Below are 20590 nucleotides of genomic sequence, written 5' to 3'. Positions count from 1 at the left end.
TTTTCAACTCCTTTTGCGCTTCGATGACCTGAAGCAACTCACTGCCGAAACCTACGTAACTCTTTGTTTACCAAGGAGTTTTCCGTTTCGACTGCGCCGGAAGTGGGGCGAATTATAGACTTCCAGAATCTGCCGTCAAGCCCTGATTTAGCTTTTCTTTCAAGAACTTGCACAAAGTCGGAAACCGTCGGATTTCGTCTATATGGAAGCGCAAAAGCCACGCCTCTATATAGACGCCCCCCTCAAAGCACTCCGGCCTCTTTGAAAGCAGCTACAGAACCCGCTGACAGGCCCAACACCCGCTGCAATACCTCCAGAGTGTGCTCCCCTAATAGAGGAGGCGCATTGCGGTACTCCACAGGCGTCTCGGACAACCGTATCGGACTCGCCACCTGCGGCACCATCCCAGCCAATGCATGAGGCAGCTCGATAGCCAACCCTCGCGCCTGGACCTGCGGATCAGCAAACACCTGCGCCAGATCATTGATCGGCCCACACGGCACACCCGCCTGCTCGAGTTGCACCACCCACTCGGCAGTGGTTTTGAACACCGTCGCCTGGCGAATCAATGGAATCAGCACCGCCCGATTCGCCACCCGCAGCTTGTTAGTGGCAAAGCGCGGATCATCCGCCCACTGCGACTGACCTGCCACCTCGGCAAACTTGCGGAACTGCCCGTCGTTACCCACGGTAAGGATGAAGTCGCCATCCGCCGTAGGAAAATCCTGATAAGGCACGATGTTCGGGTGCGCATTCCCCAAGCGCTTGGGCGCATTACCGGTGGTGAGGTAGTTCATCGCCTGGTTAGCCAGGCAAGCCACCTGCACATCCAGCAGCGCCATATCGATGTGCTGGCCGCCACCGTCATGATCCCGATGCGCCAGCGCCGCCAGAATCGCCACCGTCGAATAGAGCCCGGTCAGAATATCCGTCAGCGCTACGCCGACTTTCACCGGCCCCGCACCTTCATCACCCTCAGGCCGCCCCGTCAGGCTCATCAAACCGCCCAACCCTTGGATCATGAAGTCATAACCCGCGCGCTTGGCGTAGGGCCCGGTCTGGCCAAACCCGGTAATCGAGCAATAGATCAGGTTCGGATTGATTGCCTTGAGCGATTCATAGTCCAGCCCATAAGCCGCCAGACCACCGACCTTGAAGTTCTCGATCAGGATGTCCGACTTCGCCGCCAGATCACGTACCAGCTTCTGACCTTCAGGCCGAGTGAAGTCGATGGTCACCGATTGCTTGTTGCGATTGGCCGACAGGTAATAAGCGGCCTCGCTGGTGTTCTCGCCATAGGCGTCTTTCAGGAACGGAGGGCCCCAGGCGCGCGTGTCGTCGCCATTGCCTGGGCGCTCGACCTTGATCACTTCAGCGCCAAGGTCCGCCAGGATCTGTCCAGACCAAGGCCCGGCCAGCACCCGCGATAAATCCAGTACCCGTAGATGCGAAAGCGCGCCCATGGTCGTTCTCCTATTAATAGAACGCCTGGATGCCGGTTTGCGCGCGACCCAGGATCAGCGCGTGCACGTCATGGGTACCTTCATAGGTATTCACCACTTCCAGGTTAACCAGATGGCGAGCGACACCGAACTCGTCGGAGATACCGTTGCCACCCAGCATGTCGCGAGCCATGCGCGCGATATCCAGGGACTTGCCGCAGGAGTTGCGCTTCATCATCGAAGTGATTTCGACTGCCGCCGTACCTTCATCCTTCATGCGCCCCAGACGCAGACAACCTTGCAGCGCCAGGGTGATTTCGGTCTGCATGTCGGCCAGTTTCTTCTGGATCAACTGAGTGGCGGCCAATGGGCGACCGAATTGCTGACGATCCAGGGTGTACTGGCGAGCGGTGTGCCAGCAGAATTCGGCAGCGCCCAGTGCGCCCCACGAAATGCCGTAACGCGCGGAGTTGAGGCAGGTAAACGGACCTTTCAGGCCACGGACATCCGGGAAGATGTTTTCTTCAGGGACAAACACGTTGTCCATGACGATTTCACCAGTGATCGACGCACGCAGGCCAACCTTGCCGTGAATCGCCGGAGCACTCAGGCCTTTCCAACCCTTCTCCAGTACAAAACCACGGATGTCACCGGCGTCATCCTTGCCCCAGACCACGAACACATCGGCGATCGGGCTGTTGGTGATCCACATTTTGCTGCCGGTCAGGCTGTAGCCGCCTTCCACTTTGCGTGCACGAGTAATCATCGCGCCCGGGTCGGAACCGTGGTTTGGCTCTGTCAGACCGAAGCAACCGATCCATTCGCCGGTAGCCAGTTTTGGCAGGTACTTCTGCTTTTGCGCTTCAGTGCCGAATTCATTGATCGGCACCATAACCAGTGAGGATTGCACGCTCATCATCGAGCGATAGCCGGAGTCGACGCGCTCGACTTCACGGGCGATCAGGCCGTAGCTGACGTAGTTCAGGCCGCTGCCACCGTATTCTTCAGGAATGGTCGCACCCAACAAACCCACATCACCCATCTCACGGAAGATCGCAATGTCGGTCTTCTCATGACGGAAAGCTTCCAGAACACGCGGCGCGAGCTTCTGCTGAGCGAACTGCTCGGCGGTGTCGCGAATCATGCGTTCTTCTTCGGTGAGCTGTTGATCCAGTAGCAGGGGATCGATCCAGTTGAAGCTAGCTTTACCGCCCATGAGTGTGTCCTCTCGAATCGGGTCAAATAACGTGGACTGATCCTAGGCCCGGATCGTCGTCTCGGCAAACGAGGATTTCGCATACTGTTGTGCTAATTTCTCACTCCGAAGCATCGCGGAAGGTCATTAATGCGATGTATTAGTGAGGTTCACGTACATGCGCAGAAAAATCCCCAGCACCACCGCCCTGATCAGCTTCGAAGCCGCAGCGCGCCACGAGAGCTTTACCAAGGCCGCCCAGGAACTTTCCCTCACCCAGGGCGCCATTTGCCGACAGATCGCTAGCCTTGAGGAGTTCCTCAGCGTCGAACTGTTCCGACGCTCAAGACGCGGGGTGAAGCTGACGGAAGCCGGGCTTTCCTACAGCCGTCGGGTGGCCACACAACTCGACGCGGTTGAACGGGACACGCTGTCAGTGATGGGCCAGCAAGGCGCTAACGTTATCGAACTGGCGGTCGTGCCGACTTTCGGCACCCAATGGCTGTTGCCGCGACTCAAGGATTTCCAGCACAAACACCCAGAGGTAACGGTCAACCTCACTAACCGTACACGGCCATTCCTGTTCGCCGACACCGAGTTCGATGCCGCGATTTACTTTGGCGATGCTGACTGGTCAGGTACGGAATCCCACAGGCTGATGGGAGAAAACCCGATGCCGGTGTGCAGCCCAACCCTACTGGGCAAGAAGACAAATCTGACACCCGCTCAAATCGCGGAATTACCCCTGCTGCAACAGACCACCCGACCGTATGCGTGGCGTCAGTGGTTCAACTCCCAGAACCTGAATATCCCTCGCGACATGACAGGCCCGCGTTACGAGCTATTCTCCATGCTCGCCCAGGCGGCCATGCACGACATGGGGATCGCGCTGATTCCGCCGTTTCTGATTCAGCGTGAATTGGCGGAGAAGCGATTAGTGATTGCCAATCCTCAAGCCCTGTCGAGCATCAAGGCTTATTACCTGATGATTCCCGAGCGAAAGGTCGAATCGGCATCTTTAAGAGCTTTTCGTGATTGGTTGGTCAATCAGGCGCACAGCTACAGCCTCGAAGGATAAAGGTTTTAGCCTATTAGCTGACCCCGTAGTCAGTAAAACCAAAACACTACAGATATAAGTATTTGTCGCATATTCATAGACTGTACCGAGATGCAGTACAAACGTCCCACAAGTGCCTGAAAACGTGGCCTTGAGCCTCTATTTGGAAGCAATGACCGCTCATTCACCGCGCCGATATGTAAATTGTTGAATTTCGACCAGAATCCTTACAAGGCACGGCCTGCAAGGGATTGAACCGGGTAGTTGCGACATTCGGTCACGGGGTGACTTGTAGTTAATTTTCCGTCACCCGTCATAATCCCTTGAAGGGCACAAAGTTCGCCTGCAAAATGCCGCGCCCCGCCCCGATTTGGCGGGATCGTGCTGATCGGCCGCCCCAGTCGCACCATCCGAAGTGCCTGGGTTTACTCAATAAGATCACGCAGGAGATTTGACGTGCACATTGGTGTTCCTCTCGAAACCCAGACGGGTGAAACACGGGTTGCTGCAACCCCGGAAACCATCAAAAAGCTGATCGGCCAAGGTCATAAGGTCACTGTACAAAGCGGCGCCGGCGTAAAAGCCAGCGTTGTCGACAGTGCTTATGAAGCGGCAGGCGCAACCATTGGCAGCGCCAACGATGCCTTTGGTGCCGAGCTGATTCTCAAGGTGGTCGCCCCCAGCGACAGCGAACTGGCTCTGATCAAGAGCGGCACCGTCGTCGTCGGCATGCTCAACCCGTTCAGCAATGAAACCATCGCCAAACTGGCCGAATGCGGCATTACCGCGTTCGCACTGGAAGCAGCGCCGCGCACCTCCCGCGCTCAAAGCCTGGACGTGCTGTCGTCTCAAGCGAACATTGCCGGCTATAAAGCCGTGTTGCTCGCGGCGCACCACTATCCGCGCTTCATGCCGATGCTGATGACAGCGGCCGGCACCGTGAAAGCGGCGCGCGTGCTGATTCTCGGCGCTGGCGTGGCGGGCTTGCAGGCGATCGCCACGGCGAAACGTCTGGGTGCAGTGATCGAAGCGTCTGACGTACGTCCGGCGGTAAAAGAGCAGATCGAATCCCTCGGCGCCAAGTTCGTCGACGTGCCTTACGAGACTGATGAAGAGCGTGAATGCGCCGTCGGTGTCGGTGGTTACGCCCGACCTATGCCCGCCAGCTGGATGCAACGTCAGGCCCTGGCCGTGCACGAACGCGCCAAACAAGCCGACATCGTCATCACCACTGCACTGATCCCGGGCCGCAAGGCACCGACGCTGTTGAGCGCGGAAACCGTGGCGCAGATGAAGCCAGGCTCGGTGGTCATCGACCTCGCCGCCGCTCAGGGCGGCAACTGCCCGCTGACCGTGGCCGATCAAGTCGTCGTCGAGAATGGCGTGACCATTTGCGGCCCGACCAACCTCGCCGGTGCAGTCGCAGCAGACGCTTCGGCGCTGTACGCTCGCAACCTGCTGGACTTCCTGAAGCTGGTCTTCAACAAAGAAGGCCAGTTCGAGATCAACCTCGAAGACGACATCGTCGCCGCGTGCCTGATGTGCCGCGACGGCCAAGTCATCCGCAAAAACGCCTAAGCAGGGATTCAGACGATGGAAGAGCTTATCTCCCCCGGTATCTACAACCTGATCATCTTCGTGCTGGCGATTTATGTCGGTTATCACGTGGTCTGGAACGTTACACCCGCACTGCACACGCCTTTGATGGCAGTCACCAACGCGATCTCGGCAATCGTGATCGTCGGCGCCATGCTGGCAGCGGCTTTGACCGTGACGCCACTGGGCAAGACCATGGGCACCCTGGCGGTAGCCCTGGCGGCGGTGAACGTGTTTGGTGGCTTCCTGGTCACCCGCAGAATGCTTGAGATGTTCAAGAAAAAAGCCCCGAAAGTCGTAAAAGAAGAGGCGCCTAAGTAATGAGCATGAATCTTGTAACGACGCTCTACTTGATCGCGTCGATCTGCTTTATCCAGGCCCTCAAAGGCCTGTCGCACCCGACCACGTCGCGGCGCGGCAATGTGTACGGCATGCTCGGCATGGCGCTGGCGATCCTGACCACCGTCGGCCTCATCTATAAGCTCGGCGCTGAACTCGCCACTGCTGGCATTGGCTACGTCATCGTGGGTCTGCTGGTCGGCGGCACTGCCGGTTCGATCATGGCCAAGCGCGTTGAAATGACCAAAATGCCGGAACTGGTCGCCTTCATGCACAGCATGATCGGTATGGCGGCGGTGTTTATTGCCATCGCTGCGGTGGTTGAGCCTCAATCGCTGGGTATCGTTAAACAGCTGGGCGATTCGATTCCTGCCGGTAACCGCCTGGAGCTGTTCCTCGGCGCGGCAATCGGTGCCATCACTTTCTCCGGTTCTGTGATCGCCTTTGGCAAGCTGTCGGGCAAGTACAAGTTCCGCCTGTTTCAGGGCGCACCGGTACAGTTCGGTGGCCAGCACAAGTTGAACCTGGTGCTGGGCCTGGCGACACTGGCGCTCGGCGTCACCTTCATGCTGACCGGCAACCTCAATGCATTCGCGCTGATGCTGGCCTTGGCCTTTGTGCTGGGCGTGCTGATCATCATCCCGATTGGCGGCGCGGACATGCCGGTGGTGGTGTCGATGCTCAACAGCTATTCCGGTTGGGCAGCAGCGGGTATTGGCTTCTCGCTGAACAACTCGATGCTGATTATTGCCGGTTCGCTGGTGGGTTCGTCCGGTGCGATCCTCTCGTACATCATGTGCAAGGCGATGAACCGCTCCTTCTTTAATGTGCTGCTCGGCGGTTTCGGCAACACGGCTGATGCGGCCGGTCCTGCTGGCTCGAAAGAAGCCCGCCCGGTCAAATCCGGTTCGGCTGACGATGCGACCTTCCTGCTGACCAACGCCGATACCGTGATCATCGTTCCGGGCTACGGCCTCGCAGTAGCACGGGCACAGCACGCGCTCAAAGAACTGACCGAGAAGCTGACCCATCGCGGCGTGACCGTGAAGTATGCGATCCACCCGGTGGCCGGTCGGATGCCTGGCCACATGAACGTGTTGCTGGCGGAAGCAGAAGTGCCTTACGACCAAGTGTTCGAGATGGAGGACATCAACTCCGAGTTCGGTCAGGCCGACGTGGTGCTCGTACTGGGCGCCAACGACGTGGTCAACCCGGCGGCCAAGAACGATCCAAAGTCGCCGATTGCCGGCATGCCGATTCTCGAAGCGTTCAAGGCCAAGACCATCATCGTCAACAAGCGCTCGATGGCCAGCGGCTATGCCGGTCTGGACAACGAACTGTTCTACCTCGACAAAACCATGATGGTCTTCGGCGATGCGAAGAAAGTCATCGAAGACATGGTCAAAGCCGTCGAGTAAAACCTGCTCCAACGCAATACCCAAAACCTCAGTCTTTAGTAGGCTGGGGTTTTTTTATTCCCCGTGAAACCCGACCAAAGGCTCTAAATCAGGGGTTGGCATTCGACCATGGTAGCGGGACGAATTTTTTTCAAGTCACTAGACTGCACACCTTGCTTCCGTTGCCCGAGATATCAATCCATGTACCGTGATCGTATTCGCTTGCCTTCGTTGTTGGATAAGGTGATGAGCGCCGCTGACGCTGCCGCTCTGATTGAGGACGGCATGACCGTCGGCATGAGCGGTTTCACCCGCGCCGGCGAAGCCAAGGCTGTGCCCCACGCACTGGCTGAACGCGCCAAAATCACCCCGCTGAAAATCACCCTGATGACCGGCGCCAGCCTGGGTAACGACCTCGATAAACAGCTGACCGAAGCCGGCGTACTGTCGCGACGCATGCCGTTCCAGGTCGACAGCACCTTGCGCAAGGCCATCAATGCCGGCGAAGTCATGTTCATCGACCAGCACCTGTCGGAAACCGTGGAGATGTTGCGCAACCAGCAACTCACGCGGCCAGATATCGCAGTGATTGAAGCCGTGGCGATCACCGAGCAGGGCCATATCGTGCCGACCACCTCGGTGGGTAACTCGGCCAGCTTCGCGATCTTCGCCAAGCACGTCATCGTCGAGATCAACATGGCGCACAACCCGAATCTCGAAGGGTTGCACGACATCTATATCCCAACCTATCGCCCGACCCGCACGCCGATTCCACTGGTAAAGGTCGACGATCGCATTGGCAGCACTGCTATTCCGATCCCGCCGGAGAAGATCGTCGCGATCGTGATCACCAATCAATCCGACTCACCATCTACCGTGCTGCCGCCGGACGCCGACACCCAGGCCATCGCCGATCACCTGATCGACTTCTTCAAGCAGGAAGTGGCCGCCGGGCGCATGACCAACAAACTTGGTCCGCTGCAGGCCGGGATCGGCACCATTGCCAACTCGGTGATGTGTGGCTTGATCGACTCGCCGTTCGAAGACCTGACCATGTACTCCGAAGTGTTGCAGGATTCGACGTTCGACCTGATCGACGCCGGCAAACTGAGTTTTGCCTCGGGCAGTTCGATCACCCTGTCGGCCCGGCGCAATACCGATGTGTTCGGCAATCTGGAGCATTACAAGGACAAGCTGGTGCTGCGTCCCCAGGAAATCTCCAATCACCCGGAAGTGGTGCGACGCCTGGGGATTATCGGTATCAACACTGCGCTGGAATTCGACCTGTACGGCAACGTCAACTCCACCCACGTGTGCGGAACGCGGATGATGAACGGCATCGGCGGTTCAGGGGACTTTGCGCGCAATGCGCACTTGTCGATTTTTGTCACAAAGTCGATTGCCAAGGGTGGCGCGATTTCCAGCGTGGTACCGATGGTCAGCCACGTCGACCACACCGAACATGACGTCGACATTCTGGTGACCGAGATCGGCCTGGCCGACCTGCGTGGTTTGGCGCCGCGGGAGCGGGCTCGGGTGGTCATCGACAACTGTGTGCATCCGGACTATCGCGACGCCTTGAATGACTACTTCACGGCGGCCTGTGCCATCGGTGGGCACACCCCGCACATCCTGCGTGATGCCCTGAGCTGGCACATCAACCTTGAAGAAACCGGGCGGATGCTTAAGGCCTGATTGAACAAAAATACAGCTGACGCCCACACAGTTGCGTCAGCTGGTTCTTGCAATACTCTCTTCTGTCTAAAACTGTACTGCTGTACTGGTTGTTTCCTACGGCTTTTGCCTACATTTCCGAGTACTTCAGTGGAAAATGCACCGTATTAGTGCTGACAGGTACAGTTGCCTCAATTTCGACCAGTACACCCCCTATAAACAGTTAACTGGTCTCTCACAATACAAGTGAACTGTATCTAGGGAGACTGGCCAAACGAGAGGATCATTGGCATCAGTTAAACCACTACCTAATCCCGCCACAAGCGGAAGGATGTCAACCATGGAACGTACACTCAGTTCCGAACTGTTCTTCGAAGATACTGCTGCAAAAACCCAGGCTTCCATGCCTCTTCGCGTTATCGCCAACCTGATGTTGTGGCAGCGCCGCATTACCAGCCGCCATCAACTGGCTCGTCTGGATTCGCGTCTGCTGGCTGATGCCGGGATTAGCGAAGCACAACGCTACGAAGAGCTGAGCAAGCCGTTCTGGCGCTAAGTAGCGTCGCTGGCTCTGACCTGTAGGGTCCACCGCCAGCAACCCGAATTGAACAAACAAAACCCGTCGTGGGAAACCACGACGGGTTTTGTCGTTTCTGGGCCGCAAAACACCATACCAGTACAGTTTTGTTTATCTATATTTATGCCGGTACACATTCGCAGGAGCTGCCGAAGGCTGCGATCTTTTGACTTTGCTTAGGTTAAATCAGGATCAAAAGATCGCAGCCTTCGGCAGCTCCTATACATACCGTTTCATCTATACGGGCTATTCGAATTCATTCCCACCAGCCTAATATCCAACCAGAAGGTGGCGAACGCTGCGTGACCGGCGTCTGATCTTTCAGACACTGCGCCACCTCTCAATCGGTTTATCCAAAGGAGCTACCCCATGTCCCGTCTTCGCCTGCTGAGCGCTGCAGCCCTGCTCGCCGTGGCTGCCAACGCCCACGCCACCAGTTTTATCGTGACCACCGACGCTGTCGTTGGCGCGCTCAAATCCAGTTCCGACGCAACTTCCGATGCTTCTTCTTCGCTGCGCGACAACAAAATTGTGCGTGCCGCTCGTGATGACGCCGCCAGCTTCGTCGCCAGCAACGGCGATATTCGAGGCGTGAAACTGGAAAGTGCAATTGATGAAATTCACCGCCAGTTGCCTCAGCTAAACGCCACTGATGCGCAGATTGCCCAGGCCATCCTGGCGATCTGAACGTAAGCTGAACGACGGGACACGCCCATCGTGTCCCAATGTTTCGGCGCTGGCTCTAGCCCGGGCATTGCGCTAGCCTTGGGGCTCGTTTCCAGCTATCGAGTCTCATGCGTTTTCTTTCAAATCTGTTGCTCACGCAAGCGATCTTTGTGGCCTGCTGGTCGGGATCGGCCCATGCCTTCGACGCTTTCAACCTCTCTACACAAGGCACTGTGGTCAGCGGCTACGCCACAAGCATGGTGACCTCTGCGCCCTTCGACCATAAACTGCTGATCGCCGCTCAGGATGACGCTGCGGCTTTCATTGCCAGTGACGGCCAACTGCGAGGAGCGCAACTGGAGTCCGCCCTGGATTATCTGCGTCGGACCCAACCAAAACTTCATGCCAGCGACCTTGAACTGGCACAGGCAATTCTCGTCCAATAGTTACCATCGTTCCTCCGGAGTCGTTCCATGCGTAGCCCGCTGATTGCTGCCACCCTTGGCCTGCTGTTGTTGGCCGACGTGGCCCAGGCGCACACCCTGGTTGCCACCAGTAACATGATCATCCGTGCGACCCAACGCACGCTTGATTTCACGTCCGATACCACCACCTCCATTCGCGACTCGAAGATCGTGCGCGAAGCCCATGACGATGCGGCCAGTTTCGTCGCCAGCGATGGCGAGATTCGCGGCGCGCACCTGGAAGCGGCCATCAACACCTTGCGCACCCGCGTGCCGGAAGCCCGCGACGCCAGTGATCAGGTTCTCGCCGAAGCCATCCTCGCACTGTGAGGTCGCTCAGCGCCTGGCTGCTGGCCGGGGTGGTGTTGCTGCTTGGCAACACCGCTCAGGCCAGCCTGCAATTACGCCTGAAGACCGATGGTCTGAGCCCCGCGCAAGTGCAGGCCAGCCAGGCGCTACTTGATGAGGCCATGCAGGCGTTGCCGCCACGCTTCGTCGAACAACTGGATCGGCGCATCGATGTCGGCTGGACAGATGAAATGCCCGGTAATGCCTACGGCCAAGCGTCTCTGGTGTCCGAGCTCGATCTGAATCGCAACCTGCTCGCCAGCCTCACCGATGGCAGCGCCGCCACCAAAAAGACCTATCGCCCCCACGGCACAGTGCGCCGGGAAATGCTCGCCACGGTCCTGCACGAACTCACCCATATTTATGACCGCTCGCGGCTGTGGCCAGACGCCGAGCGCACGCTGATCCAGCGTTGCAGTCGGCGCAACAGCAGCTCCGGGCTGGTCGGCATTCCTGATCAATGCCGTGGCCAGACCGCACGACGCTTTACCCTCAGTGACGATCCGCGACTGCTGGACCTGGCCGGCTGGCCACAATACGTCGGCCGCCGTGGCGAACGCGAAGCGCACAATCGGCAAGTGGCCCGTAGCCCGGACATTTACGAGACGACCAATCCCAAGGAGTTCGTAGCGGTCAACATGGAGTATTTCCTCCTCGACCCAAGCTATGCCTGCCGTCGTCCTGCGCTGTACCGCTACTACAAAGATCATTTCGGCTGGGCGCCTGCCGCCAAAGACACCTGCGCCAAATCCTTCGCCTTCCTCAATGCAGGCAACGACTTCGCCAAGACGCCGTTGGGCCAGGTCGACCCGGAACGTGTGTACGCAGTCGACTATCTGCTGGCCGAAGCCAACCAGAACTGGGTCAGCCGCTGGGGCCACAGCATGTTGCGCCTGGTGATCTGCGCGCCTGGCCGACCACGTGGACCGGATTGCCGTCTCGATCTGGACCAGCACCTGGTGCTGTCCTACCGCGCCTTCGTCGGTGACGTGCAGCTGTCGAGTTGGGATGGATTGGTCGGCAAATACCCGTCCCGCCTGTTCGTCTTGCCGTTGGCCCAGGTCATCGATGAATACACCAAGACCGAACTGCGCAGCCTCGCCTCGGTACCGCTGAACCTGTCGCGCACCGAAATCGAGGAAGTGGTGGAACACGCGGCGGAGATGCACTGGAGCTACGACGGCAACTATTTCTTCCTGTCCAACAATTGCGCGGTGGAGAGCTTGAAGCTGCTGCGCAGCGGCAGCAACAACGCGCAACTGACCGGACTGGACAGCATCATGCCCAATGGCTTGCTGGAAGTGCTCAAGGGTCGCGGGCTGGCGGACACCAGCGTGCTGGACGACCCACGCGAAGCGTTGCGCCTGGGTTATCGCTTCGACTCCTTCCGTGACCGTTATCAAGCGATGTTCGAAGTCTTGAAGAAACATTTGCCAATCAAGCAGGCCACCGTCGAAGACTGGCTGTCATTGAGCGCAGAAGAACGGCGCAAATGGATCGATCAAGCCGATTTGCGCACCAGCGCGGCGTTGCTGTTGCTGGAACAGGCCAGTTTCCGTCGACAGCTACAGTTGGCCCAGGATGAAGTGAAGCAGCGCTATCTGGGTGCTCGCGAACTGAAAAACGGCGGCATGGACAAGGCCAACGCGACCTTGCAACAGATTCTCGCCAACAGCGGCTTCCTCAGTCGCCCCGCCGAATTGCTCGGTTCCGGTGGTTATGGTTTGCCGCAACCGAGCGAGTCGGCGCGCCTGGAATCGGAAACCAGCCTGCGCCAGAAACAGCTGCAATCGCTGACAGGGGATCTGGATAAGGAAGTGAGAGCGTTGCTGGAGCCGAGTCGGGCGGCGGAGATTGCGGCCAATGAAGCCAATTTGAAGCAGGTTGGCGAGCATTTAAGGGCGTTGCATAAGGCGGCTGGCGGGTTGGAGTTGCCCTGACGGAAAAGCAAAAGATCGCAGCCTTCGGCAGCTCCTACAGGGGTACGCATTCCCTATAGGAGCTGCCGAAGGCTGCGATCTTTTTTGCAGCACAGCGCACAAAGCGCTGTGCCAATGCAGTTCTTAATTCAGTACGTTATCCAGAACCTCATAAACAATCCCGGTCCCCACGGCGATCAACACAATATCGCCCCCGGCACGACGCCATTCGTAGCCTTGGTAATACGGCAGATGCGACAACGCGCGATTATCCAAGCGCTCACCGTAATACCCATGAGGCAACGGCCGACCACGTTCCAGACGAATGCCTGGAGGTGGCGGCGCACCGCGTACGAAATAGCCATGATTGTCATGAATGCTCTGACGCACCGGGCCAAAGTCCCGTGGCGGAGGGCCGCCGCGATGGTTGTCCTGCGGGCCACGGTGATCATTGCCACGATTGTCACCATGATCGTTGCCGTGGTTATCGTATTGGCCCTGTTGCGGGCCGCCGTGGTCGTGATCGTCGCGCTGATCGGCGCTGGCGTGCAGCAACGGGGTCGCACTGAGCATCAGCACGCCCAGGCTGGCAATCAGACGTTTCGGCATTTTCATCGGGGGTTTCCTCACTGCACATACAGCAAAAAGGGATTCAGAACGTGGTTCTGAATCCCTCGGTCTTGCTATTTAGTCTGTGCCGCGAGGTGCTAATTCCTCTGTATCAAGAACTTTACCTTCAGCTGACCCGGGCCTTACGCACGCCTTCGGACAACGCCGCACAAAGGCTCAGCACGCCGTCGATGGCCTGGTCCGGCGTCGAAGCATTGGCGATGTGATCGATCAACGCCGAACCCACCACCACACCGTCGGCCAGCCGTGCGATGGACGCCGCTTGCTCCGGTGTACGGATACCGAAACCGATGCTGATCGGCAGGTCGGTATGACGACGCAGACGCGCCACCGCTTCTTCAACATGCTCCAGCGTGGCCGCACCGGCACCAGTCACACCCGCAACGGATACGTAGTAGACGAAACCGGAGCTGCCGTTCAGAACGGTCGGCAGACGCACGTCATCGGTGGTCGGCGTGGTCAGACGGATGAAGTCCAGGCCCGCTGCCTGAGCCGGGTCGCACAGTTCACCATTATGTTCCGGCGGCAGATCCACCACGATCAGACCATCGACCCCGGCTGCTTTGGCGTCGGCGATGAAACGCGGCACGCCATACATGTGAATCGGGTTGAAATAACCCATCAACACCAGCGGCGTCTCAGTATTGCCTTCACGGAACTCGCGAACCATCTGCAGGGTTTTCGCCAGATTCTGCTTGGCGCCGAGGGCGCGGATGTTGGCCAGCTGGATCGCCGGGCCGTCAGCCATCGGATCAGTGAAAGGCATGCCCAACTCGATCACGTCGGCGCCAGCGCCCGGCAAGCCTTTCAGGATCGCCAGGGAGGTTTCATAGCTCGGGTCGCCGGCGGTAACGAAGGTCACCAGGGCGGCGCGATTCTGTTCTTTAAGTTCGGCAAAACGCGTTTGCAGGCGGCTCATCAGTGTTTCTCCTGCTGGGACTGTTCCATGTGGTGCATCACGGTTTGCATGTCTTTGTCGCCACGACCGGACAGGTTGACCACCATCAGGTGATCTTTCGGCAGATTCGGTGCGCGTTTGAACACTTCGGCCAAGGCATGGGCGCTTTCCAGTGCAGGAATAATCCCTTCCAGGCGGCAGCATTTGTGGAACGCGTCGAGGGCTTCGTCGTCGGTCACCGAGGTGTACTGGACGCGGCCGATGTCGTGCAACCAGGCGTGTTCAGGGCCGATGCCCGGATAATCGAGGCCGGCGGAGATCGAGTGCGCGTCGATGATCTGGCCGTCGTCGTCCTGCAACAGGAAGGTGCGGTTGCCGTGCAACACACCCGGTACGCCGCCGTTCAGGCTGGCGGCGTGTTTGCCGGTTTCGATGCCGTAACCGGCGGCTTCTACGCCGATGATCTCGACGCTCTTGTCGTCGAGGAACGGGTGGAACAGGCCCATCGCGTTGGAACCACCGCCGATGCACGCCACCAGGCTGTCCGGCAGGCGGCCTTCCTGGTCTTGCAGTTGCGTACGGGTTTCCTTGCCGATCACAGACTGGAAGTCACGAACCATGGCCGGGTACGGATGCGGCCCGGCGACGGTGCCGATCAGGTAGAAGGTGCTGTCGACGTTGGTCACCCAGTCACGCAACGCTTCGTTCATCGCATCCTTCAGGGTGCCGGTGCCGGCCACCACCGGGATCACTTCGGCGCCCAGCAGCTTCATGCGGAAGACGTTGGCCTGCTGACGTTCGATGTCAGTGGTGCCCATGTAAATCACGCAATCCAGACCGAAACGTGCAGCCACGGTGGCGGTCGCCACGCCGTGCATGCCGGCGCCAGTCTCAGCAATAATGCGTTTTTTGCCCATGCGCCGCGCCAGCAGGATCTGGCCGATGCAGTTGTTGATCTTGTGCGCGCCGGTGTGGTTCAGCTCTTCGCGCTTGAGGTAAATCTTCGCGCCGCCGCAGAATTCGGTCAGGCGTTCAGCGTAATAAAGCGGACTTGGGCGACCGACATAGTCGCGCTGGAAGTAGGCCAATTCTTCTTTGAATGCCGGATCTTCCTTGGCCAATTCGTATTCACGGGCCAGGTCGAGGATCAACGGCATCAGGGTTTCGGCGACGTAACGGCCGCCGAACGAGCCAAACAGGCCGTTGGCGTCGGGGCCGTTGCGCAGATTAGTCTGGGTCATGGGTCGCTCCAGTGGGATTCGTGTGATGACAATGACGCTCACTCTACCCCTGACGTCCCGCACTGAAAACCGATAAGATCGCCGCAACCTGTCAGGAAAACTCACAGATCCCATGAGCCACGACCTCCCCCCGCTGAACGCCCTTCGCGCCTTCGAAGCCACTGCCCGCCTCAACAGCGTCAGTCAGGCTGCCGAACAGCTGCACGTCACCCATGGTGCAGTCAGCCGACAACTGAAGGTGCTTGAAGAACACCTTGGCGTCAGCCTGTTCATCAAGGATGGACGCGGCCTTAAACTCACAGATGCCGGGATTCGTTTACGCGATGCCAGCGCTGAAGCCTTCGAGCGATTACGCACCGTGTGCGCCGAGCTGACCCAAAGCACCGCCGATGCGCCCTTCGTGCTCGGCTGCTCCGGGAGTTTGCTCGCGCGTTGGTTCATTCCACGCCTGGGGCGACTGAATGCGGACCTGCCGGACCTGCGTCTGCACCTGTCGGCGGGGGAAGGTGATCTCGATCCACGCCGGCCAGGGCTGGATGCCTTGCTGGTGTTTGCCGAACCGCCGTGGCCGGCAGACATGCAAGTCTACGAACTGGCCAGCGAACGCATCGGCCCGGTCATGAGCCCACGCTTCGCCGGCTATGAAAGGCTGCAACAGGCGCCGGCCAGTGCGCTATTGAACGAACCATTGCTGCACACCACCTCGCGGCCCCAAGCGTGGCCAAGTTGGGCACAGCAAAGCGGCCTCGACGACAAAGCGTTGAAGTACGGTCAGGGTTTCGAGCATTTGTATTATTTGCTGGAAGCGGCGGTGGCGGGACTGGGTGTGGCGATTGCCCCTGAGCCGCTGGTGGCCGAGGATTTGAAGGCCGGTCGCCTGGTCGCGCCGTGGGGTTTCAGGGAAACCCCGGCGCAACTGGCGTTGTGGCTACCCAAGCGCGCCGCAGACGGGCGCGCTCGGCAATTGGCGCAGTGGCTCAAGAATGAGCTGCGCCAAGCGGATTAATCGCCGCGTTTGCACAACAGGTAAGCCGCGAGTAGACCCAAAGCACCCACGGCGACACCCGCTGTAGTCCAAGGGTGTTCCTGGGCGTAGTCCCGGGTCGCGATCCCGGTTTCGCGGGTTTTCACTTTCACTTCTTCGTAGGCATCGCTCAGCAGGTGACGAGAATGCTTCAGCGCGTTCTCGGCGTTGCTTTTCAGCGCCTTGAGGGTTTTACGCGACTCGTCCGAGGCGTCGTCCTTCAGGTTTTCCAGCGACTTGAGCAGACTCTCGATCTCGGCTTCCATGCTTTGCAATGAGGCTTTGCGTAAAGAGGTGTTGGCCATGATGGCTCTCCTTCATTGGTGATGAGTAGCGTGTGTTGGTTGGGACTTCAGGGGTTTGAGAAAGTGCAGTAAATCTGAACTTTGCTGTGGGAATGGCCGACAGAAGTAATACGAAAAATCACTGCTAGGCTGTATTTCATACCCAAGGAGAACGCCATGACTGACCATCACACCTACAAGAAAGTCGAGCTGGTCGGCTCGTCCCCTACCAGCATCGAAGATGCGATCAACAACGCGCTGGCCGAAGCCAGTAAAAGCCTCAAGCATCTGGAATGGTTCGAAGTGACCGAAACTCGCGGCCACATCAAGGACGGCAAGGCTGCCCACTTTCAGGTGACCTTGAAAGTCGGGTTCCGGATTGCCAGCAGCTGAGTTTGAGCTAGGCTTCTGAACTTGCGCGCTGGCCGAGTGCCATAGGGAATGGCAAAGCGCTACATGTGTGCACCTGGCTGAATGCCGGGTGCCCCTATTGATCCGACCAGGGAATGCAACCGATGAAGAAGTTTATTTTAGCGGTAGGTTTGTTGAGCCTTGCAGGAACAGCCTTTGCTGACGGCAAGTCGTGTGAAGAGCTGAAAGCTGAAATCGCCGCGAAACTGGACGCCAAGGGCGTTTCTGGTTATTCGCTGGAAATTGCCGATAAAGGCACTGCTGCCGGCGGTAAAGTCGTCGGCAAGTGCGAAAAAGGCTCCAAGGAAATCGTCTACAAGAAAGGCTGATTTCTCTCAAGAATGAAAAAGCCGACGCAATTGCGTCGGCTTTTTTGTGCCCGTCGTTTGAGCTTCAGCCTTTCATGACCTGTGCCAGCAACTCGTAGGAATGCACGCGATCGGCGTGTTCGTACAGGTCGCAGGTAAAGATCAACTCGTCAGCCTGGGTCTGTTCGATCAGCACCTCCAGTTTGGCGCGGATTTTCTGTGGGCTGCCGACCATGGCCAGACCGAGGAAATCGCCGACGGCTTCTTTTTCATGGGGTAGCCACAGGCCGTCCATGGTTTTCACCGGCGGGCGTTGCACCAGGCTCTGGCCACGCATCAACGCGAGGATTCGCTGGTAGACCGACGTCGCCAGGTAATCGGCCTGTTCGTCAGTGTCGGCCGCCACCAGTGGCACGCCGAGCATCACGTAGGGTTTGTCCAGAACTGCCGAAGGCTTGAAGTGATTGCGGTAGACGCGAATCGCCTCGTGCATGAAACGCGGTGCGAAATGCGAGGCAAAGGCGTAGGGCAAACCGCGCTCGCCGGCCAGTTGTGCACTGAACAGGCTCGAACCCAGCAACCACACCGGGACATTGGTGCCAGTGCCCGGCATCGCGATGATCCGCTGGTCCGGCGTGCGCGGGCCGAGGTAGCGCACCAGTTCTGCAACATCTTCCGGGAACTCGTCAGCGCTGCCGGAGCGCTCACGGCGCAGTGCGCGGGCGGTCATTTGATCGGAACCAGGAGCACGGCCCAAGCCCAGATCGATACGGCCGGGGTACAGACTTTCCAGGGTGCCAAACTGTTCGGCGATCACCAGGGGCGCGTGATTGGGCAGCATCACGCCACCGGAACCGACGCGAATGGTCGAGGTGCCGCCGGCCAGATAGCCAAGCAGCACCGAGGTCGCGGAACTGGCGATGCCGTCCATGTTGTGGTGTTCGGCGACCCAAAAGCGGTTGTAGCCAAATTTTTCAACATGCTGCGCCAGGTCCAGGGAATTGCGCAGCGACTGGGCCGCGCTGCCGTTTTCCCGCACAGGCACCAGGTCGAGGGTCGAGTACTTGATTTCGGACAATCGTTTCATAAACCTGCTTCTCCAATAGGGGCGCAGGTTTTTTCACGAACGAAAACCTGCCGAGTCTAAAAGCGTTCCCTATGCAATGAGGGCATATACCCGAGTTTCAATAGCAGACCTGAATTTGCCTACCAGATAAGCGGTTTGATCCGACAAGGTGAACTTTGCCAAGTCTTCTATCCTCAGAACCCTTAGCAACCGAAAACCACGAAGGCGCGACACTCCGCGCCGGATCTTGAGGAGGCAGACATGGCTATCACGAAGAAAGCATCGGCTCATTGGGAAGGTGATCTGAAAACCGGCATCGGTTCTATTTCCACGGAAACCGGTGTTCTCAGGGAAGCGCCCTATGGCTTCAAGGCTCGTTTCGAAGGCGGCAAGGGCACCAATCCTGAAGAGTTGATCGGCGCAGCCCATGCGGGCTGTTTCTCCATGGCGTTTTCGATGATCCTCGGCGATGCCGGCCTCAAGGCTGACAGCATCGATACCAATGCCGAGGTCACGCTGGATCAGGTGGACGGTGGATTTGCGATCACCGCGGTGAAACTGATCCTCAAGGCAAAAATCCCCGGGGCGACCCAGGCGCAATTCGAGGAACTGAGCAACAAGGCCAAAGAGGGCTGCCCGGTATCCAAAGTGTTGAATGCGAAGATCACTCTGGATGCCACGCTGGTTAGCTAACATTAGGCGCTGACTGCACTGACACCTTCGCGAGCAAGCTCGCTCCCACATTTGGAATGTATTTCAAAATGTGGGAGCGAGCTTGCTCGCGAAGGCGATCGAACAAACAACACAATCCCAACGGCTAAACTCGCGCGTTGTGAGCGAAGTCAGAACTCGCTCTGCAAAACTGTGGTCGAATAAATGACAGCAGCTCAAGCGCATCAACCCGCGCGCTGCCTCAAGGGAGCTTCAACCATGAAACGTTTTGCCTTGGCGATTATCTGTTGCGCACTGGCCACTTCGGCCCTGGCGGCACCGAAATCCTGTGAAGAACTCAAGGCCGAGATCGAGGCCAAGATCCAGGCCAATAACGTCTCGTCCTACACCTTGGAAATCGTCACCAATGACGAAGTCCACGATCAGAACATGGTCGTTGGCTCATGCGAATACGGCACCAAGAAGATCATCTACCAAAAGAACGATCGTTGATCGACCTCAAATAATGCAGAGGACTTCCCGGTCTTCGGCCACGATCTCCCGCTTGGCGTTATACAGCCGGGCGCTGGGGGTAAAGGCCAGGGAGCGACCTTCCAGCATGTAACGCTGGCCGGCCTCGAATTGGTCGTAGCGGATGGTCAGGTAACACAACCGCTCCGAGGAGTCGTTCAGGAACCCCGAGCCGCCCGTGAACACTTCAAAGTCGAATCGCACCCTCAGCTCATGACTGCCGGGGGTGACCTGGAAGAAACGCCCGTCTGTCAATCGCTGGTTATCCAGGCGTTCAGCCATCATTAACTTGCCACCGGGGGTCGGTGTAGACAGGTCGACCCAGGCCATCTGTGGATCGACGGCCGGCAGCGGGCTCAGGCAACCGGAAAGAACGCTCGCCCCGAGCAACAGCAATAACCTGCGCATGATGAATGTCCCGATGATTGGGTATTCAGCATAACGCCGATCACGTGCGTTGGCAGCCTGCGGGTGTGCCCTGCCCAATGACTTTTCGCTGCTGGTCATAGAGCTTTGCCCACGGCCGGAATCCGATATTCCCTGCTTGCAGCTGATAACGCTCACCGGCGTTGAAATCCTTGAACTTGACGCTCAGTTGGCAATCTCGCCATAGCGGCTCACTCGTAGGGCCGATATTGGTGGGATCGACGGCGAACTGGTAGCGAACCTTCAATTCATGGCTTCCCGGCTGTACTTCAAAGAAACGTTTGTCGGTGGCAGTCTTGTCATCGACTTTCAACGCTTGCAACGCCGAATCTTCCTGCTTTGAAGCCAGGTCGATCCACGCTTGGTTTGGGTCAGGATCGGGCATTCCAAATCCGGCACAACCGGCCAGCGTCAGCAGGCCCCCTGTCAGCATCAACTTGCGCATA

24 protein-coding genes are annotated in these 20590 nt (G+C 58.2%); 15 read left to right on the top strand and 9 right to left on the bottom strand.

Features of this window, described 5'->3' with window-relative positions; translation table 11 throughout:
• Positions 1-242: 242 nt before the first annotated feature.
• Complete coding sequence (locus BK667_RS11810) at positions 243-1463, bottom strand: CaiB/BaiF CoA transferase family protein (RefSeq protein WP_123513387.1); 1221 nt, start codon at positions 1461-1463, stop codon at positions 243-245.
• 13 nt (positions 1464-1476) lie between these two features.
• Entirely contained in the window at positions 1477-2658 is a 1182-nt protein-coding gene (locus BK667_RS11805; RefSeq protein WP_123513385.1) for an acyl-CoA dehydrogenase, read from the bottom strand.
• Positions 2659-2815: 157 nt separating this feature from the next.
• Here BK667_RS11805 and BK667_RS11800 point away from each other — a divergent pair, with 157 nt between their 5' ends.
• The 10 genes from BK667_RS11800 (at position 2816) to BK667_RS11755 (ending at position 12695) form a co-directional block, all read left to right on the top strand.
• Complete coding sequence (locus BK667_RS11800) at positions 2816-3715, top strand: LysR family transcriptional regulator (RefSeq protein WP_123513383.1); 900 nt, start codon at positions 2816-2818, stop codon at positions 3713-3715.
• Positions 3716-4150: 435 nt separating this feature from the next.
• Entirely contained in the window at positions 4151-5272 is a 1122-nt protein-coding gene (locus tag BK667_RS11795) for a Re/Si-specific NAD(P)(+) transhydrogenase subunit alpha (RefSeq protein ID WP_123513381.1), read from the top strand.
• A gap of 15 nt (positions 5273-5287) precedes the next feature.
• Positions 5288-5611 (top strand): NAD(P) transhydrogenase subunit alpha part 2, encoded by a 324-nt coding sequence (locus tag BK667_RS11790; protein ID WP_007947884.1) that lies wholly within the window; start codon positions 5288-5290, stop codon positions 5609-5611.
• Positions 5611-7047 carry an NAD(P)(+) transhydrogenase (Re/Si-specific) subunit beta gene (locus tag BK667_RS11785; RefSeq protein ID WP_123513379.1) on the top strand — a complete coding sequence of 479 codons (1437 nt, stop codon included), beginning with the start codon at positions 5611-5613 and terminating at the stop codon, positions 7045-7047. The genes BK667_RS11790 and BK667_RS11785 overlap by 1 nt, the downstream gene beginning before the upstream one ends.
• 180 nt (positions 7048-7227) lie before the next feature.
• Entirely contained in the window at positions 7228-8721 is a 1494-nt protein-coding gene (scpC, locus tag BK667_RS11780; RefSeq protein ID WP_123513377.1) for a succinyl-CoA:acetate CoA-transferase ScpC, read from the top strand.
• 319 nt (positions 8722-9040) lie between these two features.
• Positions 9041-9256, top strand: coding sequence for a DUF1127 domain-containing protein (locus BK667_RS11775; RefSeq protein ID WP_030129620.1), 216 nt, complete (start codon positions 9041-9043; stop codon positions 9254-9256).
• 390 nt (positions 9257-9646) lie between these two features.
• Complete coding sequence (locus BK667_RS11770) at positions 9647-9964, top strand: DUF2388 domain-containing protein (protein ID WP_123408449.1); 318 nt, start codon at positions 9647-9649, stop codon at positions 9962-9964.
• A 107-nt stretch (positions 9965-10071) separates the two neighbouring features.
• Entirely contained in the window at positions 10072-10389 is a 318-nt protein-coding gene (locus BK667_RS11765) for a DUF2388 domain-containing protein (RefSeq protein ID WP_054047918.1), read from the top strand.
• Positions 10390-10416: 27 nt separating this feature from the next.
• Positions 10417-10737, top strand: a complete 321-nt coding sequence (locus BK667_RS11760; RefSeq protein ID WP_054047920.1) for a DUF2388 domain-containing protein — start codon at positions 10417-10419, stop codon at positions 10735-10737.
• Positions 10734-12695 (top strand): DUF7844 domain-containing protein, encoded by a 1962-nt coding sequence (locus BK667_RS11755; RefSeq protein WP_123513375.1) that lies wholly within the window; start codon positions 10734-10736, stop codon positions 12693-12695. Before BK667_RS11760 ends, BK667_RS11755 begins: the two co-directional genes overlap by 4 nt.
• 123 nt (positions 12696-12818) lie before the next feature.
• Here BK667_RS11755 and BK667_RS11750 read toward each other — a convergent pair whose 3' ends face one another.
• The 3 genes from BK667_RS11750 to trpB all read right to left on the bottom strand — a co-directional run bounded on the left by BK667_RS11750 (position 12819) and on the right by trpB (position 15443).
• Positions 12819-13289 carry an anti-virulence regulator CigR family protein gene (locus BK667_RS11750; RefSeq protein WP_123513373.1) on the bottom strand — a complete coding sequence of 157 codons (471 nt, stop codon included), beginning with the start codon at positions 13287-13289 and terminating at the stop codon, positions 12819-12821.
• Positions 13290-13410: 121 nt separating this feature from the next.
• Positions 13411-14223, bottom strand: a complete 813-nt coding sequence (gene trpA / locus BK667_RS11745; protein ID WP_123597668.1) for a tryptophan synthase subunit alpha — start codon at positions 14221-14223, stop codon at positions 13411-13413.
• Positions 14223-15443, bottom strand: a complete 1221-nt coding sequence (trpB, locus tag BK667_RS11740; RefSeq protein ID WP_123513369.1) for a tryptophan synthase subunit beta — start codon at positions 15441-15443, stop codon at positions 14223-14225. The genes trpA and trpB overlap by 1 nt, the downstream gene beginning before the upstream one ends.
• A gap of 112 nt (positions 15444-15555) precedes the next feature.
• On the opposite strand from trpB, the gene BK667_RS11735 reads away from it, so the two are divergent.
• On the top strand, positions 15556-16449 hold the full coding sequence (locus tag BK667_RS11735) for a LysR family transcriptional regulator (protein ID WP_123597667.1): 894 nt from the start codon (positions 15556-15558) through the stop codon (positions 16447-16449).
• Here BK667_RS11735 and BK667_RS11730 read toward each other — a convergent pair.
• Positions 16446-16772 carry an ElaB/YgaM/YqjD family protein gene (locus BK667_RS11730; RefSeq protein ID WP_054047930.1) on the bottom strand — a complete coding sequence of 109 codons (327 nt, stop codon included), beginning with the start codon at positions 16770-16772 and terminating at the stop codon, positions 16446-16448. The genes BK667_RS11735 and BK667_RS11730 overlap by 4 nt on opposite strands.
• Before the next feature lie 156 nt (positions 16773-16928).
• Between BK667_RS11730 and BK667_RS11725 the strand changes: the two genes are divergently transcribed.
• Positions 16929-17144: a dodecin gene (locus BK667_RS11725; RefSeq protein ID WP_054047931.1), complete on the top strand. Its 216-nt coding sequence runs from the start codon at positions 16929-16931 to the stop codon at positions 17142-17144.
• 122 nt (positions 17145-17266) lie between these two features.
• The gene (locus BK667_RS11720) at positions 17267-17491 is read left to right on the top strand and encodes a DUF1161 domain-containing protein (protein ID WP_123513364.1); all 225 of its coding nucleotides are present in this window, start codon (positions 17267-17269) and stop codon (positions 17489-17491) included.
• A 64-nt stretch (positions 17492-17555) separates the two neighbouring features.
• Here the strand turns inward: BK667_RS11720 and BK667_RS11715 are convergent, their stop codons facing one another.
• Entirely contained in the window at positions 17556-18557 is a 1002-nt protein-coding gene (locus tag BK667_RS11715) for an LLM class flavin-dependent oxidoreductase (protein WP_123513362.1), read from the bottom strand.
• A gap of 240 nt (positions 18558-18797) precedes the next feature.
• Here BK667_RS11715 and BK667_RS11710 point away from each other — a divergent pair, with 240 nt between their 5' ends.
• Complete coding sequence (locus BK667_RS11710) at positions 18798-19229, top strand: OsmC family protein (RefSeq protein ID WP_123597666.1); 432 nt, start codon at positions 18798-18800, stop codon at positions 19227-19229.
• Between the two features lie 237 nt (positions 19230-19466).
• Complete coding sequence (locus tag BK667_RS11705) at positions 19467-19700, top strand: DUF1161 domain-containing protein (RefSeq protein WP_123513358.1); 234 nt, start codon at positions 19467-19469, stop codon at positions 19698-19700.
• Between the two features lie 6 nt (positions 19701-19706).
• Here the strand turns inward: BK667_RS11705 and BK667_RS11700 are convergent, their stop codons facing one another.
• Together BK667_RS11700 and BK667_RS11695 are read right to left on the bottom strand one after the other, a co-directional pair.
• Positions 19707-20126 carry a PA0061/PA0062 family lipoprotein gene (locus BK667_RS11700; protein ID WP_123513356.1) on the bottom strand — a complete coding sequence of 140 codons (420 nt, stop codon included), beginning with the start codon at positions 20124-20126 and terminating at the stop codon, positions 19707-19709.
• 40 nt (positions 20127-20166) lie between these two features.
• Positions 20167-20589, bottom strand: coding sequence for a PA0061/PA0062 family lipoprotein (locus BK667_RS11695; protein ID WP_123597665.1), 423 nt, complete (start codon positions 20587-20589; stop codon positions 20167-20169).
• Position 20590: the final 1 nt, after the last annotated feature.

The organism is Pseudomonas frederiksbergensis, from assembly GCF_003732705.1.
GTDB lineage: Bacteria > Pseudomonadota > Gammaproteobacteria > Pseudomonadales > Pseudomonadaceae > Aquipseudomonas > Aquipseudomonas frederiksbergensis_F.
Note: the sequence above shows the minus strand (reverse complement) of the source record. Positions and strands in the feature narration are given on the sequence as shown.

Bases quoted from the DNA above. Each gene is read 5' to 3' on its own strand.
- BK667_RS11810 (WP_123513387.1), bottom strand. From the start codon at position 1,463: ATGGGCGCGCTTTCGCATCTACGGGTACTGGATTTATCGCGGGTGCTG.
- trpB (WP_123513369.1), bottom strand. From the start codon at position 15,443: ATGACCCAGACTAATCTGCGCAACGGCCCCGACGCCAACGGCCTGTTT.
- BK667_RS11710 (WP_123597666.1), top strand. From the start codon at position 18,798: ATGGCTATCACGAAGAAAGCATCGGCTCATTGGGAAGGTGATCTGAAA.
- BK667_RS11735 (WP_123597667.1), top strand. From the start codon at position 15,556: ATGAGCCACGACCTCCCCCCGCTGAACGCCCTTCGCGCCTTCGAAGCC.
- BK667_RS11800 (WP_123513383.1), top strand. From the start codon at position 2,816: ATGCGCAGAAAAATCCCCAGCACCACCGCCCTGATCAGCTTCGAAGCC.
- BK667_RS11750 (WP_123513373.1), bottom strand. From the start codon at position 13,289: ATGAAAATGCCGAAACGTCTGATTGCCAGCCTGGGCGTGCTGATGCTC.
- BK667_RS11695 (WP_123597665.1), bottom strand. From the start codon at position 20,589: ATGCGCAAGTTGATGCTGACAGGGGGCCTGCTGACGCTGGCCGGTTGT.
- BK667_RS11715 (WP_123513362.1), bottom strand. From the start codon at position 18,557: ATGAAACGATTGTCCGAAATCAAGTACTCGACCCTCGACCTGGTGCCT.
- BK667_RS11720 (WP_123513364.1), top strand. From the start codon at position 17,267: ATGAAGAAGTTTATTTTAGCGGTAGGTTTGTTGAGCCTTGCAGGAACA.
- BK667_RS11765 (WP_054047918.1), top strand. From the start codon at position 10,072: ATGCGTTTTCTTTCAAATCTGTTGCTCACGCAAGCGATCTTTGTGGCC.
- BK667_RS11785 (WP_123513379.1), top strand. From the start codon at position 5,611: ATGAGCATGAATCTTGTAACGACGCTCTACTTGATCGCGTCGATCTGC.
- BK667_RS11805 (WP_123513385.1), bottom strand. From the start codon at position 2,658: ATGGGCGGTAAAGCTAGCTTCAACTGGATCGATCCCCTGCTACTGGAT.
- BK667_RS11770 (WP_123408449.1), top strand. From the start codon at position 9,647: ATGTCCCGTCTTCGCCTGCTGAGCGCTGCAGCCCTGCTCGCCGTGGCT.
- trpA (WP_123597668.1), bottom strand. From the start codon at position 14,223: ATGAGCCGCCTGCAAACGCGTTTTGCCGAACTTAAAGAACAGAATCGC.
- BK667_RS11700 (WP_123513356.1), bottom strand. From the start codon at position 20,126: ATGCGCAGGTTATTGCTGTTGCTCGGGGCGAGCGTTCTTTCCGGTTGC.
- scpC (WP_123513377.1), top strand. From the start codon at position 7,228: ATGTACCGTGATCGTATTCGCTTGCCTTCGTTGTTGGATAAGGTGATG.
- BK667_RS11705 (WP_123513358.1), top strand. From the start codon at position 19,467: ATGAAACGTTTTGCCTTGGCGATTATCTGTTGCGCACTGGCCACTTCG.
- BK667_RS11760 (WP_054047920.1), top strand. From the start codon at position 10,417: ATGCGTAGCCCGCTGATTGCTGCCACCCTTGGCCTGCTGTTGTTGGCC.
- BK667_RS11730 (WP_054047930.1), bottom strand. From the start codon at position 16,772: ATGGCCAACACCTCTTTACGCAAAGCCTCATTGCAAAGCATGGAAGCC.
- BK667_RS11775 (WP_030129620.1), top strand. From the start codon at position 9,041: ATGGAACGTACACTCAGTTCCGAACTGTTCTTCGAAGATACTGCTGCA.
- BK667_RS11725 (WP_054047931.1), top strand. From the start codon at position 16,929: ATGACTGACCATCACACCTACAAGAAAGTCGAGCTGGTCGGCTCGTCC.
- BK667_RS11790 (WP_007947884.1), top strand. From the start codon at position 5,288: ATGGAAGAGCTTATCTCCCCCGGTATCTACAACCTGATCATCTTCGTG.